Origin of the sequence: Cryobacterium melibiosiphilum, from assembly GCF_003602235.1 — a bacterium.
Lineage (GTDB): Bacteria > Actinomycetota > Actinomycetes > Actinomycetales > Microbacteriaceae > Cryobacterium > Cryobacterium melibiosiphilum.
Map to the genome: position 1 here is coordinate 1 of NZ_QZVS01000097.1, position 18,081 is coordinate 18,081.

Sequence of the window (18,081 nt, forward strand, 5' to 3'; positions counted from 1 at the left end):
CCCGGAGACCGCGCGGCGTTTGGCGGGCACGGCGACCGGGTTCACCCGGCTGCTCGTGCACCCCGAAACCGGCGTCGTGCTGTCGGTGGGCCGCGACCGTTACAAAGTACCTGCCGGATTACGCAAGGCGGTGGAGATTCGTGACCAGGGCTGCCGCGCCCCGGGCTGCACCCGCCCGGCCGGGCACGACGACGTCGACCACACCCACGACTGGGCCCTCGGCGGCGAAACCAACCTGCAAAACCTCGCGCTGCTCTGCCGCTACTCGCACCGACTCAAGCACGAGACCGGATGGGAAGTCAGCCAAGACCAGAAAGGCATCCTGCACTGGACCAGCCCCGCCGGCCGCCACTACCCCACCTTCCCCGAACCCCGCATGAGCCCACCCGACCTCAGACCGATCAAAAAAACCAAAAAACAGATCAAGGCCGAGTTGAAAGCCCTCGAACCACGACACCTCACCCCCGCCGAACTCTGGACCCAACCACCCCTCGCGAAAGACGAGGTCATTCCGTTCTAGCCCGACCCGAACGTGAAGGCGCTACCGGCGTGAAGGCCCCCCTGTGTGAAGGCCCTGCCCTGTGTGAAGGCCGTGCGTGAAGGCCCACACCCTGCGTGAGGGCCCCCTGGCCGGATAGCTGGACCTTGGCCTAGGTCGATTTGGCGCGGCTGAGAAAAGCGGCCATGCGCTCGAATTTGGCCGGGGATTCGAAGAGCACGGCTTGGGCTTCGTTGTCGATCTGGGGATGCGCGGCGAGTGGAGAGTGAAAGACCTTCTTGGCCAGCTGGGTGGCCAGGGGGTCCTGCGCGGCGATACGGTCAGCGAGGGCGTTCGCCGCGTCGAGCAACTGCGCGGCGCCGTGGACTTCGGTGACGAGGTGCACCGCGAGTGCTTCCGCCGCCGTCAGGATGCGTCCGGCGAAGATGATCTCCTTGGCGACCGGTTCGCCGACGAGTTGGGCGAGGCGCCATAGGGCGCCAGCTGCCGGGATGATGCCGAGCGAGGTTTCGGGGTTTCCGATGCGCGCGGTCTCGGAGGCGATGCGAAAGTCGGCCGCGTAGGCCAGTTCGGCGCCTCCGCCGAGGGCCCAGCCGTCGATCGCTGCGATCACCGGCATCGGCAGTGCCGCGATGCGGGCGAAGAGGCCGGAATTGATGCCCGCGAGGGCGTCCGCTCCGTGCCGCTCACGCAGTTCGGCGATGTCGGCGCCCGAGGCGAACACGCCGTGGCTGCCCGAGAGAACCAGGATGCGCGGCATGGCCTCGAGCTCGGCGCACACCCGATGCAGCTCGTCGACCATGGCCTGGTCGATCGCGTTGCGCACCGCCGGGCGGTTCAGCTGCACGTGAAGCCGGTCACCCTGCCGGGTGACGATCAGGGTTGACAAGGAGTCCGGCATCCGTCGCGCCCGGGGCAGTCGGTGTGGAAGAAGTCGCTGTCGAAGGCGAGCGCTTAGAAGAAGTCGGCCGGGGTGCCGGCGGCCTTGGTGACCTCGGAGGTGCTGACCCCGGCGGCGTTCAGCTTGGCCATCGCGACGCGCAGGCCGGACTCCATCTGAGCGCTCCAGACCTCGGTCTCACGGCTGGTCGCCTCGGCGACCTCGGCGCGGGCAAGGGCCTTCTCCTTCTCGGCGCGCTCGTTCTTGACCTGCTGGATGCTGAGCGTGATGCCGTAGTAGGCGGCGACCATGGCCGCGATCGGTGCAGCGATCACGGCGAGGGCGTTGATGGCCTCACTCGTCGGATTCACCAAAATCAGAATGATGAAGGCGATCGCGAGCAACGACATGCCCACCACGACCACGAGCGCGATGCGCTGCGGTGGGGCGTCCTTGACCGCAGATGCCACGGGGTGCGGTTCCGGGGCGGGCAACGGAGCCGGCGCGAAGGTCGAGGCGGGGGCGCTCGCGGCGGGTGACGCCGGCGTACTCGGGGCCGAGACGCTGGAAGCCGACGGGCTGGATGCCACCGTGTTCGAAGGTGCCTTGCTCGAAGGTGCCGCGCTCGAAGGTGCCGTGCTGCTTGTCGTCCGCGCGGTCACGGGCTGGATGACCTCGGTCAGCTGACTGTCCGCCGCCCAGGACGGGGACTCGTCGGGGGTGCGCAGGGGGGTGGTGGGGGGATTCTCAGTCATGTCTCGCTCCGTCGTCCTCTGTGTGTTGCGGGCATCCAGTGTATGCGCTGGGGTCACGCTGGGGTCACGCTGACCGCGCCAGCCGTGGTGAGCCCCATTTTAGGGCGGCGACCTGAGGATCTGTCTCAGGAAGGATCATCCGCCCCCGTCGACCGGGGGAACACCCGCTTGTAGGTGCGCCCGTCGGGCAGCGTGACCTCGCGGCTTTCCAGGGTGCCGCGGCTCACCTGCAGGTAGATGGCCGATGCGGTGACGCCGAGTTGCACCGCAGCTTCGGCGACCGATAGGCCGGGCAGGTCGGTAGGCACCGAGCTGGGCCGGGCGCTGCGCTTGCGACCCGCGGCGAGTCTCGCGGCAATCTCCGCGTCGGTGCCGAGCCAGCGCCAACGGGCTGCGGCGGCTTTGAGGCCGGCCGCGTCGGCCACCTCCTCCCAGCTGGCCCCGGCGGCGACCGCGGCCCGCACGCTCGCGAGGGTGGCGGCATCCGTCTCGAGAGCGCTCTGCACCAGGCGGATGCTACGCAACACCTCGAGCGGCTGGGCCGCGTCGTCGTCGCTGAGAGCCAGCAAGCGTTGCAGGGCTGCGGTGGTGTCGGAGCTGAGGTGTGTCACGGGCGGGCCAGCAGATCGGTCGGAGCATCGGCCTGCGGGCCGGCCTCGCCGCCGAGGGCCTTGATCAGGCGTTCCCGGGCGCGGCCGAGATGGTCGTCGAGCAGCGCGGCGGCGGCATCGCCCTTGCCTGCAGCGATGAGCCTGAGAATCTGCTCGTGCTCGGCATGGATCAGCCCGGGGGCGAGCAGGCCCAACGACTGCACCCGGTTCATGCAGAGGCGCACCTCGCTCATCAGGGAGCGGTACATCTTGCTCATACGGTCGCTGCCGACCGCGTCGATCAGGCTGAGGTGAAAACGGATGTCCGGCTCGATCAGGTCGGTCGGCGTGCCCTCGGACAGGCGGCCGATCTCGGCATTGGCGGCGACGGCTTCCGCGGGCACGAGGCGCATAAGCGCCAGCCGGCGCAGAATTTCACTCTCGAGATAGGCGCGCGAGTGATAGATGTCGCTGACGGCGGCCGGGCCGAGGGCGGCCACCCGAGCGGTCTTATGCAGGCCACGCACGAGCAGGCCCTCGGCGACGAGGCGTTCGATGGCGGCCTTCACCGTTGGCCGCGCGACGTTGTATGCCGTGGCCATGTCGGTCTCAGTGAGCGGCATGTCGGCGGTGAGCTCGCCCGAGAACATCCGCGTGCGCAGGTCGGCCGCGATCGCGTCCACGATCGAGGTGGCCGTGACGGGGATGCTCGAAGGAGTCATAGTACGACCATCTTGCCAGACCAGACATCTTGTGTTGTTGAGAAGCCGGGTTTGTTGACTTACCTGCACACTTGTTAGACAATATTCAGGACGTCACGCACGGTGACGCGTTCTCAGTGTGGAGACCATCATCGTTCAGCCCGTCACGGAACTCTTTCCGCAAGTCACGGATCCCATCTTCGGGAATCTGATCCTCTCGGCCATCTGCGCCGCCCTCCCCCTCGTGCTGCTGTTCGTGCTGCTCGGCGTCTTCCGCGTCAAGGCCCACAAGGCCGCCCTCGCCAGCCTCCTGCTCTCGATCGTGCTCGCGATCGTCGGCTGGCAGATGCCCGTCGGCCAGGCTCTCAGCGCCGCGGCGGCCGGCGCGTTCTACGGCCTGTTTCCGATCCTCTGGATCCTGGTCAACGCGCTGTGGATCTACAAGCTCACGGTGGCGACGCCGTGGTTCGAGGTGCTGGGCCGCACCATCCGCTCGATCACAAACGACCTGCGTATTCTCGCGATTCTCATCGCGTTCTGCTTCGGCGCGCTGCTCGAGTCGCTCGCCGGCTTCGGTGCCCCGGTCGCCATTTCGGCGGCGATGCTGATGGCGGCGGGAATGAAGCCGCTGAAATCCGCGCTCGTCTCGCTACTGGCCAACACGGCCCCGGTCGCTTTCGGCGCCATGGCCGCCCCGATCATCGCCCTCAACGGCGTGACGGGCATCCCGGTGCAGGAGCTCTCGCAGATGGCCGGCCGCCAGACGCCGTTCATCGCCATTCTCGTGCCCCTGATTCTCGTCTTCATGGTCGATGGCAAGCGCGGCCTGAAGCAGACCTGGCCCGTCGCCCTCGTCGCCGGCTTCGTCTTCGGCCTTTCCCAGTTCGTCACCGCCAACTTCTTCGCCGTCGAGCTCACCGACGTGGTCGCCGCGGTCGCCACCGTCGCCGCCGTGCTGATCATGCTCAAGTTCTGGCAGCCCCGCGAAATCATCGGCGTGACGGATGTCGAATCCAGCGACGACCTGTCGGCCGGCGCTCCCGGAACGGGCGGCTCCGCGCCCGTTCTGGCGGGGCACACCGGCACCGCGCCCGCCGCTCCGGCACCTGAGACCGGCACGACCGCCGTGCTCGAGAAGACCGCCCGCCCGCCGGCGGGCCAGGTCTTCATGTCCGTCGCCCCGTACCTGATCATCATGGCCATCTTCTCGGTGGCGCAGATTCCGGCGATCAAGGCCTGGCTCAGCACGGTCGGCAGCGTCACCTTCCCGTGGCCGGGGCTCGACGTTGTCAACTCCGCCGGCGACCCGGTTCCTGCGCAGACCTTCAAGCTGGACCACATCAAGGCCACCGGCACCCTGTTGATGCTCTCCGGAATCGTCACCATGGCCCTGTACCGGATGTCGATTCGCCAGGGCCTCGCCACCTACTGGCAGACGCTCGTGCAGCTGCGCTGGACGATCGTCACCGTCACGAGCGTGCTCAGCCTCTCGTTCGTCATGAACCTCTCCGGCCAGACCAACTCGCTCGGTGTTGCCCTCGCGACGACCGGCGTGTTCTTCGCCGTGCTCTCCCCCGTCATCGGCTGGCTCGGCGTCGCGCTGACCGGCTCCGATACCTCGTCGAACTCGCTGTTCGGCCAGCTGCAGGTCTCGGCCGCGACCGAGACCGGCCTGTCGCCGACGCTGATGGCCGCCGCGAACTCCTCCGCCGGCGTGCTCGGCAAGATGCTCAGCGTGCAAAACCTGGCCGTGGCCGCTGCGGCGGTCGGCATGGCCGGCGAAGAGAGCACCCTGTTCCGCAAACTGATCGGCTGGAGTCTCAGCCTGCTGGTGCTGATCACCGTGCTGATCGTGCTGCAGTCCACTCCCGTGCTGGGCTGGATGGTTCCGTAATGACCGACACCCTGACGCGGCCCGCATTGCTCGACTCGCTGCGCACGGCCGTCGCCGACCCGACCCAGGTCAAGACCCGGGCAATCGACCGGTACGCGAACGCGCACGACGCCTCGCACTTCCTGCTGATTCCGCAGGCGGTCGTCGTGGCGCAGGACGCGAGCGAGGTCGGCCGGCTGCTGCGCTCGAGCGCCGCGCAGGGTGTCCCCCTCACCTTCCGCTCCGGCGGCACGAGCCTCAGCGGGCAGGCGCTGACGGACGGCGTGCTCGTCGACACCCGCCGCAACTTCACGAAGATCGAGGTGCTCGACGGCGGCGCCCGGGTGCGAGTGCAGCCCGGCGTCACCGTGCGCGCCCTCAACAACCGGCTCGCCCGCTACGGCCGCAAGTTCGGGCCCGACCCGGCGAGCGAATCAGCCTGCACCATCGGCGGCGTCATCGCCAACAACTCCTCGGGCATGGCCTGCGGCACCACCGACAACACCTACCGCACCCTCGAATCATTGACGCTCGTGCTGCCGAGCGGCACGGTCATCAACACCGGTGAAGCGGATGCCGATGCCCGGCTGCGCGCGCTCGAACCGGCCCTGCACGAGGGCCTGTTGCGCCTGGCCAGGCGGGTGCGCGGCAATGCGGCATCCGTCGCCACCATCGAGCGCCAATTCTCGATGAAGAACACCATGGGTTACGGCGTTAACGCGCTGCTCGACTACGACCGACCGGTCGATATTCTCGCGCACCTGATCGTCGGCAGCGAGGGCACCCTCGGCTTCGTCGCCGAGGCCGTGTTCCGCACCATCCCCAAGCTTGCCCACGTGACGACGAGCCTGATGGTCTTCGACGACCTCGAGGCGGCCAACGCGGCCCTGCCCGCGCTTGTCGAGACGGGTGCAGCGACCCTCGAGCTGATGGACGCCCTCTCGCTCAAGGTCGGGCAGAGCCTGCCCGACGCGCCGCCGATCATTCGCGACCTCGCCGTGGTCGACCACGCCACGCTGCTCGTGGAATACCACGCCGACAGCGCCGAGCGCCTCGCCGAACTGCAGGGCACGGGCGTGACCCTCGCCGCCGGCCTCGGGCTGTCAAGCCCGGCCGCGTTCAGCAGCGACGCCGCGGCGCGCGCGCAGATGTGGCACCTGCGCAAGGGCCTCTACGCGGCCGTCGCCGGTGCTCGGCCGCAGGGCACGACCGCGCTGCTCGAAGACGTCGTCGTGCCGGTGCCGGCGCTCGGCCGCACCTGCATCGAGCTGATCAGCCTGTTCGACCGATACCAGTACCGCGACAGCGTGATCTTCGGGCACGCGAAAGACGGCAACATCCACTTCATGCTCACCGACGGCTTCGCCGGCGCGGAGTCCCTCGACCGCTACCGCGACTTCACCGAGGACATGGTCGAGCTCGTGCTCGGCGAGGGCGGCTCGCTCAAAGCCGAACACGGCACCGGTCGCGTGATGGCCCCCTACGTGCGCCGCCAGTACGGCGACGAGCTCTACGACGTGATGCGCCAGATCAAACTGCTCTGTGACCCGGTCGGCATGCTCAACCCCGGCGTGCTGATGAACGACGACGCCGAGGTTCACCTGCGCGACATCAAGTCCACACCGGCCGTGGCCGACGAGGTCGACCGCTGTGTGTCGTGTGGCTACTGCGAACCGGTCTGCCCGAGCCGAGAGATCACCCTGACCCCACGGCAGCGCATCGTCACCCTGCGGGCGATCGAGCAGGCCCGCCTCGACGGCGACACCGGCCTCGCCGCCGAGCTCACCAAGGATTACGACTACAACGCCGTGCAGACCTGCGCCGTCGACGGCATGTGCCAGACGGCCTGCCCAGTGCAGATCGACACCGGCCTGCTCGTGAAGAGCCTGCGCAAAAAAGATGCGGGCCCGGTCGCGAACGCGGTCTGGAACGTGGCCGCAAAGAACTGGAGCACCGTCACGCGCGGCGCCGGCCTCGCCCTCACGGTGGTGCAGAAGGTTCCGACGCCCGTGGTGCACGCTCCGAACGTGCTCGCCCGGGCCGTGCTCGGCGCCGACACGGTTCCCCTCTACTCGGGTGAGCTGCCGGCGGGAGGCGTGTCCCGCACGCGGCCCGAGCCGGTGGGAGCGGCATCCGTCGTCTATTTCCCGGCCTGCGTGAGCACCATGTTCGGGGCGGCGGATCAGGCGACGCCTGGCGTGCAGGTCAGCTTCGAGGAGCTCTGCACGCGCGCCGGCGTGACCCTGCTCGTGCCGCCGACGATCGACAGCCTGTGCTGCGGCACGCCGTGGGCGTCCAAGGGCATGGCGAAAGGCCAGGCCATGATGCGGGCCCGCACCCTCGCGGCGCTGCACGAGGCGACGGATGGCGGCCGGCTCACGATCATCTGCGACGCCTCCTCGTGCACCGAGGGGCTGCGCCAGACCATCGAGAGCGATCAGAGTGACGTGCGGCTGACGGTGATGGACGCCGTGGAGTTCGCTGCGACGCACATCCTGCCCTCTCTCCCCCAGTACACGAAGCTCGAGTCGCTCGCGCTGCACCCAACCTGTTCGTCGACCCGGATGGGCATCAACGGCGCGCTCGACAGTGTCGCCGCCGCGGTCGCCGACCGTGTCGACGTGCCCGAGAACTGGGGATGCTGCGGCTTCGCCGGGGATCGGGGCATGCTGCACCCGGAACTCACGGAATCGGCCACCCGGGCACAGGCGGCGGAGGTCGTGGCGCTGGGGGCATCCGCCCACGCCTCGTGCAACCGCACCTGCGAACTCGGCATGACCCGCGCGACCGAGGAGCCGTACCGGCACGTGCTCGAGCTGCTCGCCGACGTGACCCGGCCCACTCGTTAGGGTCCGCTGAGGGCCCGGTCAGGTGCGTCGGCGAGCGCGCCAGGCCGTCCAGGCGCCGGTCGACCACAGCGCCCACAGCACGAGCAGCGGCTGGAACAGCAGGCGGATGCCCCGGGTCAGCTGTGAATCAAGCCCGAACGAATCCGTTTCGGTCACGAACTGCGACACGTTGCCCGGAAAGATCGCCACGAAGAACGCGGCCACGAGCCAGCCGACCGGCACCCGATAGCGCCACAGCACCAGCAGCGCGAGGCCCAGCACGATCTCCACGATTCCCGAGGCGACGACCACGAAATCGCCCGGCAGCGGCAGCCACTCGGGAACCTGAGCGAGAAATGCCGTGCGGTTCACGGTCAGGTGGCTGACGCCGGCCGCCAGCAGGAACGCGCCCAGCAGCATCCGCCCAAGGTGTTGAACGACGGATGCCCGGCGCGGCCGGGTCGAAGCGGTGTTTTGTGCCATGAGACCAGTCTGCAGTGTGCCGGCTGCATAAGCTTGCCTGACCGCCCCAGAGCCGTCGCGAGCGCAGGAGAAGTCATGAAACTAGTACTGACCGAGTTCGTCACCCTCGATGGCGTGTCGCAGGGACCGGGATCGCCCGAGGAAGACACCAGCGACGGATTCACCCAGGGCGGCTGGTTCGTGCCCCACATGGACGACGTGCTGATCGGCCTGACCGCGAAGTGGCTGGGCCAGGCCGACGCCCTGCTGTTCGGACGGCGCACCTACGAGGCCTTCGCGCGGGACTGGCCCGAGATCACGGACCCGAACGATCCCTTCACCGTGCTGATGAACAGCCTGCCCAAGTACGTCGCCACGCACACCCTCACGGACGGTTCCTGGAAGCCGACCACGGTACTGTCCGGCCACATCGAAGCCCAGGTCGCCGCGCTCAAGCAGCGCCCCGGTCGGGAACTTCAGATTCACGGCAGCTCCCGGCTGGCGCAATCCCTGCTCGCGGCGGGCCTCATCGACCAGGTCCGGCTCGTCGTCGCCCCGGTCGTCGTCGGGCAGGGACGCCGCCTCTTTCCCGTCGGTGGCGCGCCGGCGGGGCTGCGCCTGGTCAGCGCCGACACGACTCCCGGTGGGATGGTGATCCAGCTCTACGACTATGTCGGGCTGCCCGAGAGCGCCACCTACACGGGCGTCTCCGACCTGCTCTGACCTACACAGTCCGGGCTTCGGCGCCTGCCCTGGTGAGCTGGCGAATTCCCTGAACCGTCAACATGACGACGAGAACAAGCAGGACCATGCTGGTGATGTATTCCCACCACTCCGTCGGCCAGCCCAGGAAGAACACGTTATAGGCGATCAATGCGATCGCTCCGGCGATTTTGAATATGCCGTCACGTTTCACGTGAATGCCTGACTCGGGCATGTCGTCGACACTCGAGTTTTCGACACTGGTCTGGTCTTCGGATGCATTCATGTAGCAATACTATTGCGGCCCGGGCTGCGGAGCGGTCAGAGCAGTCCCAGGCGCGGGCTGAGCAGGCAGAACTCGTTGCCCTCGGGATCGCGGCACTCGAGTACGAGTTCGCTGATACGACACGCCATGGTCGCACCCGCTTTCCGTGACGACGGGATTCTGCGATTTTAGCTGAGTCGGCGCACATAGAAGCAGTCCGGGAAGCGAGTGGAGGCCGCTTCCCACCCTTCGGCGGCCGACGGCAACGCGCGTGGCGACAGCACGGAGACCCGCAGCGCCTCCCAGCATCCCTCGCTGCGTTCGAGAACATGCTCGCCGTGCAGCGACCGCGCCAATTTCCAGCCCTGACGCCCGGCGGCATTGATCTGGTCGATTTCCTCGGCGCGCGACACGGGGCCCAGGATGCGCGTCGCTTCGGTCTCGGCAACCGGGGTGCTGCGACGGCTGTCGAAGCGTTGCTGGGCGGCCTGACGGGAAGTGCCCAAGGCACTGCCGATCTTTGCCCAGCTCAGTCCCGACTCCTGGGCGGCGGCGACGGCCTGCGATTGCAGATCGCCCGCAACCCGCGCCAGGTCGCCGAAAACGGTAACGGAGTGCAACAGTACCTCGGGCGATGGGGTCGCCTCCGCGGTCGTCACCCCCCTCTCGGCCGCCAGCTGCGACAACTGCACCGACAGCAGAACATCCGCTTGCCCGATCATCGTTCGTCGTCGTCCGCCGGGCGCCACGAGCCCCCGCGCGAGGCGGCCGTGAACTTCTGGATCGCGAACACGATGAGACCAATCAGGCCGACAACCAGTGCGATCGAACCGGCAACGCCCGCGATCACGCTGGCCAGCCCCCAGCCGATGAACAACGCGTAGACCAGAAGGCAGATGCCACCGGCGACAAGGATGAGAAGCACACGGCGGACGGTACGAATTTTTGTGACTGTATTCATGTGTCAAGGCTACATTGACATTTGGAAACCGTCAAGGCAACCTTGACGCTCATGCCCGCTGTAGGGTCTACGGCGCCATTCCGAAAGTCTCGGAATTACCGCAGGGGCGCGGCATCCTCTACCGTGGAAGCATGGCCACGCCCCCGATCGACAAGTCCAACCGCATCATCTTTCGCTTCGCGATCTTCTACAGCGCTTTCCTGCTCGGCCTCGGTATCTGGGTGAGCGTGGTCCTCGGGGACTGGCTGCCCCTGCTGATCGCGGTCGGCCTCATCGTCGTTCCCATGGGCGGCCTGACCGCCTACAACCGCCGCCCGACCCGCTGAATTCGGGGGCGTGGGCAACCGAGCTGACGCCTCGGCGGGCCCGCGGGGGCTACTTCGGGTCGACGAGCGGGGCGGCGAGCACCGCGAAGGCGTGCGGCGCGAGCACGATCGATCCGGGCTGACGACGGATGATCGCGGCCGGCACGGTCGCGAACGCCAGCAGCACCGCACCGTCCCCGGCCGGCAGCGCCTTCGGGGTCGCCGAGAAGTTGACCAGCACCTCGGTGTCGCCGCGCTTGAGGCACAGCCAGCGGGCATCCGCATCGAACTCCACGTCGATGTCGTCGAAGTAGGGGCTCGTGAGGTCGGGGTGGTCGCGGCGTAGGCGGGCCAGGTCGCGATACAACATCAGCAGTCGTTCGTGCTCGGGCTGGCCGAGCTCGGTCCAGTCGAGCTTCGACCTCGTGAACGTCTCGGGGTCCTGCGGGTCGGGCACCACGGCCGGGTCCCAGCCCATCTCGGCGAATTCCCTCATGCGGCCCTCGGCGGTGGCCTGTCCGAGCTCGGGCTCGGGATGCGAGGTGAAGAACTGCCAGGGCGTGGTCGCTCCCCACTCCTCCCCCATGAACAGCATCGGCGTGTAGGGGCCGAGCAGGGTAAGGGCGGCGGCGATGCCGAGCTGGCCGGCATCCAGCTGCGCCGTGAGCCGGTCGCCGATCGCCCTGTTGCCAATCTGGTCATGGTTCTGTGAGGCGACGACGAGCCGCCAGGTAGGCACGGTATCGCTGTCGAGCGGGCGGCCGTGGCTGCGACGCCGAAAGCTGGAATAGCTGCCGTCGTGGAAGAAGCCCTGGTCGAGCACCTTCACGAGCGCGCTGAGCGGTTCGAAGTCGGCGTAGTAGCCGCTCACTTCCCCGGTCAGGGCGACGTGTACGGCGTGGTGGAAGTCGTCGCTCCACTGGGCGGCGAGCCCGTAGCCGTTGGCATCGCGCGGGGTGATCAGGCGCGGGTCGTTCAGGTCGGACTCGGCGATCAGGGTCAGCGGCCGGGCGAGAGACTCACTCAGAACATCGACCTCGGCGGCGAGTTCTTCGAGCAGGTGCAGCGCGCGGCTGTCGCGCAGGGCGTGAACGGCATCGAGGCGCAGACCGTCGACGTGGTAGTCGCCGAGCCACATCAGCGCGTTGTCGATGATGTACCGGCGCACCGGGTCGGAGTCGGGACCGTCGAGGTTGAGGGAGGAGCCCCAGGTATTTCCGGCCTGTTCGCTGAGGTACGGCCCGTACTGCGGCAGGTAGTTGCCGCTCGGCCCGAGGTGGTTGTAGACGACGTCCTGGATGACGCCGAGCCCGGCCTGGTGGCAGGCGTCGACGAAGCGCTGGTAGGCGGCGGGGCCGCCGTAGCCCTCGTGCACGGCGTACCAGAGCACCCCGTCGTAGCCCCAGTTGTGCGTGCCGTTGAACGCGTTCACCGGCAGCAGTTCGACGAAGTCGACGCCGATGGACTTGAGGTGCTCGAGGCGGCCGGTGGCGGCGTCGAGGGTGCCTTCGGGCGTGAAGGTGCCGAGGTGCAGCTCGTAAATGATGCCGCCGGCGAGCGGGCGGCCCTCCCAGGCTCCGTCGCCCCAGGCATACTCGGCCGGGTTGAAGGTGCGGCTGAACTCGTGCACGCCCTGCGGCTGCCAGCGCGACCGCGGGTCAGGGAACGGGCCGTTGCCATCGATCCGAAAGCCGTAGTCGATCGCGGCGCCCGGTTCGGCGCCGTGATCGGTGCTGTCGACGGATGCCTCCCACCAGCCATCCGCTCGCCGCACCATCGCCTGCGACCCACCCACGAGCACCAGTTCGACGGTCGACGCGGTGGGCGCCCAGATTTCAGGGGCTCGGCTCATCAGGACTCACTCTCATTGGGCAGCACGGTTTCGTCGGCGGGCAGGTCGTTCGGAATCAGAAGCGCCACCGGGTACCGCTCGAGCAGGTCGGCGACCGAGGTCGCTCCCCCGGTCACGTGCGAGCCGGTCAGCACATCGAGGTACTCGCGGCCGGCCAGCAGCAGGGTCGTGTCGCCCCAGCCGCCGGCGGCCGCGAGCCCGAGCGGCAGCCGGGTCGCGACGGTGATCGCGGCGCCGCGTTCGAAGGCGATCACGTGGGCGGCGGCCGCGCCGAACGCGGCGACCGGGGCGTAGCGAGTGAAACGTTCGGGTTCGTCCCGGCGCAGGCGCAGTGCTTCAGAGGTGACCAGCAGCTTGGCGGCACCGGTCGGATCGATCGGGGGGAGCCATCCGTCGTCGATGTTGTCGAGCAGGGCGCGGCGTGCGGCGTAGTCGACCGGGCGACGGTTGTCGGGGTCGACCAGGGAGGTCTCCCAGAGTTCGCTGCCCTGGTAGACGTCGGGCACGCCCGGGGCGGTGAGCTGCAGCAGCTTGGCCGAGAGCGAGTTCGACCAGCCGGCCTGCTTCACCCGGTCGACGAAGGCCTCGACGTGCGCGCCGGTGACGCCGTCGTCGAGGCCGGCCACGAGATCCCGCAGTGCCTGCTCGAAGGGCTCGTTGGTGTCGGTCCAGTGCGTGGAGGTGCCGGCCTCGCGGGCGGCTTTGAGGGCGTAATCGCGCAGCCGTTCGGGGCTGGCCGGCCAGGATCCCACGATCGCCTGCCAGAGCAGGTTTTCGAAGGGGCCATCACCGAGCGGCGCTGCGGCGCGCAGCCGGCCCAGGGTCGCCTGCCACTCCTCAGGAATCTCGGCGAGCACCGAGATGCGGGCGCGCACGTCTTCGCCGCGCTTGGTGTCGTGGGTCGACAGGGTCGTCATCGAGGCGGGCAGCGCGGCCTGGCGCAGCTGTTGCCGGCGGTGGAACTCGGCCACGTCGACGGCGAACTCGTCCGGGTCCGCGCCGACCTCGTTGAGCGAGGTCAGCCGACTGAACCGGTAGTAGGCGTTGTCTTCGACGCCCTTGGCCATGACCATGCCCGAGGTCTGCTGAAAGCGCACGGCGGCCGGATGCCCCGGGTCGCTCAGCACGGGCAGCAGCCGGTCGATCTGCTCCGACAGGTCGGGGCGGTGGGTGCGGGCGCGCGTCGCGGCGAGCTCAAGTTGCTCGGCGCCGAGCGGCAGGTACGACCGGTAGACCGGAAAACAGGCGAGCAGTTCGGCGATCGCGTCGGCGTCGAGCTCGTCGGCGGCCGGGTCGGCGTCGGCATCGGACTCGGCCACGAGACGGGCCAGTCGCAGCACCTCGGAACGCAGGATGCCGTCGGTGATCGCACGTTTGCGCTCGTGCACCATCACCGTCCAGGACACCGGCGTCGGCGTCGCCGCGGCCGGATCGTGCAGGCGGGCCTCGAGGGAATCGAGCGGGCCCTGGCCGGCCGGGTCGACGAGCACCCGGTCGACGTCACCGAGGGCGTCGTAGCCGCTCGTGCCGGCCGTCGACCAGTGCGTGGGCAGTTGCTCCCGACCGTCAAGGATCTTCTCGACCAGGACCCACGGCTCGACGAGATCTCCGTCCGGGTCGACGGTGCTCGCCGCGTCGCGCAGCAGGTCGAGGTACCCGCCGGGATCGGCGAGGCCATCGGGGTGGTCGACGCGCAGCCCCTGGGCGAGCCCGTCCTGCATCCAGCGCACGATCTCGGCGTGCGATTCGGCGAAGACCCACGGCACCTCCACCCGAATCCCGGCGAGGCCGTTGACGCCGAAGAATCGGCGGTAATTCAGATCGGTGTCGGCGAGGCGCCAGCCCATCAGCCGGTAGTGCTGCCGGTCGTGCACGACGCGAGCGGATGCCCCGTCATCGGCGCTGCCCGGCGCCAGCGGATACGCGTTGTCGTAGTAGCGCAGCTCGTCGCCAACGACCTCGAGCCGGTCGAGCTCGGTGGCGCCGTCCGAATCGTCGCCGAGCACGGGAATCAGGACCTTGCCGTCGCCGGCAGCCCAGTCCACGTCGAAGGCCTCGGCGTAGCGGGACCCCTCACCGTGGGCCAACAGGTCCCACCACCACGCGTTCGCCCGCGGAGTGGCGACGCCCATATGGTTGGGCACGATGTCGATCAGGATTCCGCGGCCGGCCGCCGTCGCCGCCTCCGCGAGCCGCACCAAGGCGTCCGGTCCGCCGCGGGCCGGGTCGACGCTGCCGTGGTCGACGACGTCGTAGCCGTGCTGCGACCCCGGTTCGGCCATGAGCAGCGGGGACAGGTAGATCCAGTCCGCGCCGAGGTCGGTGACGTAGTCGAGCACCCCGGCCGCGGCATCCAGATCGAAGTCCGCGGTGATCTGCAGTCGATAGGTCGAGGCCGGTATCCTCATTCGCCGGCGCCCTCGGCCTGCGGCTTCGCCGGATCCGTCTTCGGCTTGGCCTTGGCCCTGGACCGCGGCTTCGACTTCGGCTTGCCCTCCTCCTCCGGCGACGCGGCAGGTACGGCATCCGTCGACTTTTCGGGAGCGGGGGTGGTCTCGCCGAGCAGGTCGGGTTCCAGCTCGATATCGGGCGTCAGCGGAACGACCGGGCCCGACAGCCCGGCGAGCGACGCGGCCACGGAGTGGTCGGGCAGTGTCTCCGGCGGCTGGTAGGCCCGCAGCACGACGAGCGAGCGCGCCGAGACGGTGTGGATCGCCCCCGCGGGGCGGGGAATGGAGTCCGCACCCTCGCCGGCGGTGTCGACGACGATCTCCCAGGCGAGGGCGTACTGCCGGGGTGGCAGGGTGAATTCGACGTCTTCCGGGTCAGCGTTGAAGCAGAGCAGAAAGTTGACGTCGGTGACGTTCTTGCCGCGTGAGTCGCGTTCGCGGATCCCCTGGCCGTTGAGGAACTTGGCGACCGTGCGGGCGAGGCTCTCGTCCCAGTCCTCGCTCTTCATCTCGTCGCCGTCGGGGCTCAGCCAGACGATGTCGGGCAGCGACGCGCCCTCCACCCGGCGGCCGGGGTGGCCGTCGAAGAAGCGGCTGCGCCGAAACGTGGGGTGTTCCTTGCGCAGGCGTGACACGGCCGCCGTGAATTCGATGAGCGGGACATCCGCTTCATCCCAATGGATCCAGCTCAGCTCGCTGTCCTGCGCATAGGTGTTGTTGTTGCCCTGCTGGGTGCGTCCGAGTTCGTCGCCGTGCAGCAGCATCGGCACGCCCTGGCTGAGCAGCAGGGTCGCGATGAAGTTGCGTTGCTGGCGGGCACGCAGGCTGCGCACGGCGGCATCGTCGGTGGGCCCTTCGGCTCCGGAGTTCCAGGACCTGTTGTTGGATTCGCCGTCCTGGTTGTTCTCTCCGTTGGCGTCGTTGTGCTTCTCGTTGTACGAGACGAGGTCGGCGATCGTGAAGCCGTCGTGCGCGGTGATGAAGTTGATCGACGCCATCGGGCGGCGGCCGGAGTGTTCGTAGAGGTCGGCCGACCCGGCGACGCGGGAGGCGAATTCGCCGAGGGTCGAGGGTTCGCCGCGCCAGAAATCGCGCACGGTGTCGCGGTATTTGCCGTTCCACTCCGACCACTGCGAGGGAAAGTTGCCCACCTGGTAGCCGCCGGGGCCCACGTCCCAGGGCTCGGCGATGAGCTTGACCTGGCTGACGATCGGGTCCTGCTGCACGAGTTCGAAGAAGGTGGAGAGCTTGTCGACGTCGTACAGGTCACGGGCGAGGGCGCTCGCCAGGTCGAAGCGGAACCCGTCGACGTGCATCTCGAGCACCCAGTAGCGCAGCGAGTCCATGATCAGCTGCAGCACGTGCGGGTGCCGCACGTTGAGGGTGTTGCCGGTGCCGGTGTAGTCCATGTAATAGCGCTTGTCATCGTCCATCAGGCGGTAGTACGCCTCGTTGTCGATGCCCTTGAACGAAATGGTGGGGCCGAGGTGGTTGCCCTCCGCGGTGTGGTTGTAGACCACGTCGAGGATCACTTCGATGCCGGCGTCGTGCATGCTGCGCACCATGCCCTTGAACTCCTGCACCTGCTGGCCGAGGTCGCCGGTCGAGGAGTAGGCGTTGTGCGGGGCGAAGAACCCGATGGTGTTGTAACCCCAGTAGTTGTTCAGGCCCTGGTCCTGCAGGGTGCCCTCGTTCACGAACTGGTGCACCGGCATCAGCTCGATCGCGGTGACACCGAGCTTCTGCAGGTGGTCGATGACCGACGGATGCGCTACCCCGGCATACGTACCCCGCTGGGATTCCGGCACCTCGGTCTGCAGCTGGGTGAGCCCCTTGACGTGGGCCTCGTAGATGAGGGACTCGCTGTAGGGGGTGCGCAGCGGCCGGTCACCGGCCCAGTCGAAGAACGGGTTAACGACGACGCCGAGCATCATGTGCGGGGCGGAGTCGTCGTCGTTTCGGGACTCGGGGTCGCCGAAGTTGTACGAGAACAGCGACGGGTCCCAGTCGATGGTGCCGCAGGTCGCCTTGGCATACGGGTCGAGCAGCAGCTTGTTGGAGTTCGCCCGCTGGCCCGCTCCGGGGGCATACTCCGCGTGCACTCGATAGCCGTACCGCTGCCCGGGCTGCACGAGCGGCAGGTAGCAGTGCCAGATGAAGGCCGCGGATTCCCGCACCTCGACCCGGGTTTCGACCCCGTCGTCATCGAACAGGCAGAGCTCAACACGCTCCGCCGCCTCACTGAAGAGAGCGAAGTTGGTGCCACTGCCGTCGTAGGTTGCTCCGAGCGGGTAGGCGGTTCCGGGCCAGGTTTCCATGAGACTCCTCGGGGGAAGCGGACATCAGAGAGATCGGGACGCAGGTGCCCGCGACCACTGGCCGCCGCACCCACTGGTTCACGCTACCTTGTCCCCGGCCACATCCGGGTGCCGGTCAGGCGAGCATGTCGCGCACCCAGTGCACCCTCAGGCTTCGGTCTGACCCCGGTATCGGCCACAATGGAACGACGCGCGTACGACGCGGCACGACCGGCGGGAGCCCCGATGACTGAAACCGACCTGATCACCCTCTGGATCAAGGCCCGCTGGCACGTCATCGTGTCGCAGATCGCCCCGACGTTCCTGCTCACGGCCCTGGTCGGTTTTCTGGCCCTCGGGCTGGATTCCGCCGACCTCGGCGTGAAAATCGGCGCCGCCGGCATCCTGCTCGCCTCGGGCGTGCTCGGTGCGATCGTGCAGATTTCCGCCGCCAACGAGGCACTCGCCGTCATCGACGACCTGCGCATGATCGGCGCGCCCAGCGCGATCAGCCGCCGCATCGTGGCATCCGCTCCCTGGATCAATGTCGTGCGGGTCGGCACCCCGGCGGTCTTCGTCGTGGTCTACCTGGCGCTGCTCAGCGCGACCTTCCTGCCCGGCTAACGCAGCCCGGCTAACGCAGCCCGGCTATCGAGCGGCA

At 68.3% G+C, this 18,081-nt stretch carries 19 protein-coding genes; 7 read left to right on the plus strand and 12 right to left on the minus strand.

What is annotated here, in order from left to right; translation table 11 throughout:
• On the plus strand, positions 1-520 hold a 520-nt coding region (locus D6T64_RS20480; RefSeq protein WP_147364629.1), incomplete at its 5' end, for an HNH endonuclease signature motif containing protein.
• A gap of 130 nt (positions 521-650) precedes the next feature.
• On the opposite strand, the gene D6T64_RS20485 is transcribed toward D6T64_RS20480, so the two are convergent.
• A complete protein-coding gene (locus D6T64_RS20485; RefSeq protein WP_119976545.1) occupies positions 651-1,400 on the minus strand; it encodes an enoyl-CoA hydratase/isomerase family protein in 750 nt (249 codons plus the stop codon).
• Between the two features lie 53 nt (positions 1,401-1,453).
• Complete coding sequence (locus D6T64_RS20490) at positions 1,454-1,849, minus strand: hypothetical protein (protein WP_147364630.1); 396 nt, start codon at positions 1,847-1,849, stop codon at positions 1,454-1,456.
• On the opposite strand from D6T64_RS20490, the gene D6T64_RS20495 reads away from it, so the two are divergent.
• Positions 1,833-2,066 (plus strand): hypothetical protein, encoded by a 234-nt coding sequence (locus D6T64_RS20495; RefSeq protein ID WP_147364631.1) that lies wholly within the window; start codon positions 1,833-1,835, stop codon positions 2,064-2,066. The two genes, D6T64_RS20490 and D6T64_RS20495, sit on opposite strands and share 17 nt — an antisense overlap.
• 193 nt (positions 2,067-2,259) lie before the next feature.
• Here the strand turns inward: D6T64_RS20495 and D6T64_RS20500 are convergent, their stop codons facing one another.
• On the minus strand, positions 2,260-2,745 hold the full coding sequence (locus D6T64_RS20500; RefSeq protein ID WP_119976548.1) for a hypothetical protein: 486 nt from the start codon (positions 2,743-2,745) through the stop codon (positions 2,260-2,262).
• The gene (locus tag D6T64_RS20505) at positions 2,742-3,446 is read right to left on the minus strand and encodes a GntR family transcriptional regulator (RefSeq protein ID WP_119976549.1); all 705 of its coding nucleotides are present in this window, start codon (positions 3,444-3,446) and stop codon (positions 2,742-2,744) included. The genes D6T64_RS20500 and D6T64_RS20505 overlap by 4 nt, the downstream gene beginning before the upstream one ends.
• A 118-nt stretch (positions 3,447-3,564) precedes the next feature.
• Between D6T64_RS20505 and D6T64_RS20510 the strand changes: the two genes are divergently transcribed.
• Both D6T64_RS20510 and D6T64_RS20515 read left to right on the plus strand, forming a co-directional pair.
• Positions 3,565-5,319: an L-lactate permease gene (locus D6T64_RS20510; protein WP_233551471.1), complete on the plus strand. Its 1,755-nt coding sequence runs from the start codon at positions 3,565-3,567 to the stop codon at positions 5,317-5,319.
• Entirely contained in the window at positions 5,319-8,147 is a 2,829-nt protein-coding gene (locus tag D6T64_RS20515; protein WP_119976550.1) for an FAD-binding and (Fe-S)-binding domain-containing protein, read from the plus strand. Before D6T64_RS20510 ends, D6T64_RS20515 begins: the two co-directional genes overlap by 1 nt.
• Before the next feature lie 18 nt (positions 8,148-8,165).
• On the opposite strand, the gene D6T64_RS20520 is transcribed toward D6T64_RS20515, so the two are convergent.
• The gene (locus D6T64_RS20520) at positions 8,166-8,609 is read right to left on the minus strand and encodes a DoxX family protein (RefSeq protein WP_119976551.1); all 444 of its coding nucleotides are present in this window, start codon (positions 8,607-8,609) and stop codon (positions 8,166-8,168) included.
• Between the two features lie 75 nt (positions 8,610-8,684).
• Between D6T64_RS20520 and D6T64_RS20525 the strand changes: the two genes are divergently transcribed.
• Positions 8,685-9,311 (plus strand): dihydrofolate reductase family protein, encoded by a 627-nt coding sequence (locus D6T64_RS20525; RefSeq protein ID WP_119976552.1) that lies wholly within the window; start codon positions 8,685-8,687, stop codon positions 9,309-9,311.
• A gap of 1 nt (position 9,312) precedes the next feature.
• Here the strand turns inward: D6T64_RS20525 and D6T64_RS20530 are convergent, their stop codons facing one another.
• Genes D6T64_RS20530 through D6T64_RS20540 form a run of 4 tightly spaced genes read right to left on the minus strand, consistent with a single transcriptional unit; the run spans position 9,313 to position 10,516 of the window.
• The gene (locus tag D6T64_RS20530; RefSeq protein WP_119976553.1) at positions 9,313-9,576 is read right to left on the minus strand and encodes a hypothetical protein; all 264 of its coding nucleotides are present in this window, start codon (positions 9,574-9,576) and stop codon (positions 9,313-9,315) included.
• Positions 9,577-9,611: 35 nt separating this feature from the next.
• Positions 9,612-9,704, minus strand: coding sequence for a VOC family protein (locus D6T64_RS23695; protein ID WP_377010211.1), 93 nt, complete (start codon positions 9,702-9,704; stop codon positions 9,612-9,614).
• A 39-nt stretch (positions 9,705-9,743) separates the two neighbouring features.
• On the minus strand, positions 9,744-10,277 hold the full coding sequence (locus tag D6T64_RS20535; protein WP_119976554.1) for a hypothetical protein: 534 nt from the start codon (positions 10,275-10,277) through the stop codon (positions 9,744-9,746).
• The gene (locus D6T64_RS20540) at positions 10,274-10,516 is read right to left on the minus strand and encodes a hypothetical protein (protein WP_119976555.1); all 243 of its coding nucleotides are present in this window, start codon (positions 10,514-10,516) and stop codon (positions 10,274-10,276) included. The genes D6T64_RS20535 and D6T64_RS20540 overlap by 4 nt, the downstream gene beginning before the upstream one ends.
• 131 nt (positions 10,517-10,647) lie before the next feature.
• On the opposite strand from D6T64_RS20540, the gene D6T64_RS20545 reads away from it, so the two are divergent.
• Entirely contained in the window at positions 10,648-10,842 is a 195-nt protein-coding gene (locus tag D6T64_RS20545) for a hypothetical protein (protein WP_119976556.1), read from the plus strand.
• A gap of 49 nt (positions 10,843-10,891) precedes the next feature.
• Here the strand turns inward: D6T64_RS20545 and treZ are convergent, their stop codons facing one another.
• From treZ to glgX, 3 genes are read right to left on the minus strand one after another with little or no spacing between them, the layout of a single operon-like run.
• On the minus strand, positions 10,892-12,673 hold the full coding sequence (treZ, locus tag D6T64_RS20550) for a malto-oligosyltrehalose trehalohydrolase (RefSeq protein WP_119976557.1): 1,782 nt from the start codon (positions 12,671-12,673) through the stop codon (positions 10,892-10,894).
• Positions 12,673-15,081, minus strand: coding sequence for a malto-oligosyltrehalose synthase (treY, locus tag D6T64_RS20555; protein ID WP_119976558.1), 2,409 nt, complete (start codon positions 15,079-15,081; stop codon positions 12,673-12,675). Before treY ends, treZ begins: the two co-directional genes overlap by 1 nt.
• Positions 15,078-17,441, minus strand: a complete 2,364-nt coding sequence (gene glgX / locus D6T64_RS20560) for a glycogen debranching protein GlgX (protein WP_119976559.1) — start codon at positions 17,439-17,441, stop codon at positions 15,078-15,080. The genes treY and glgX overlap by 4 nt, the downstream gene beginning before the upstream one ends.
• A 225-nt stretch (positions 17,442-17,666) precedes the next feature.
• Here glgX and D6T64_RS20565 point away from each other — a divergent pair, with 225 nt between their 5' ends.
• Positions 17,667-18,044 (plus strand): hypothetical protein, encoded by a 378-nt coding sequence (locus D6T64_RS20565; RefSeq protein ID WP_119976560.1) that lies wholly within the window; start codon positions 17,667-17,669, stop codon positions 18,042-18,044.
• Positions 18,045-18,081: the final 37 nt, after the last annotated feature.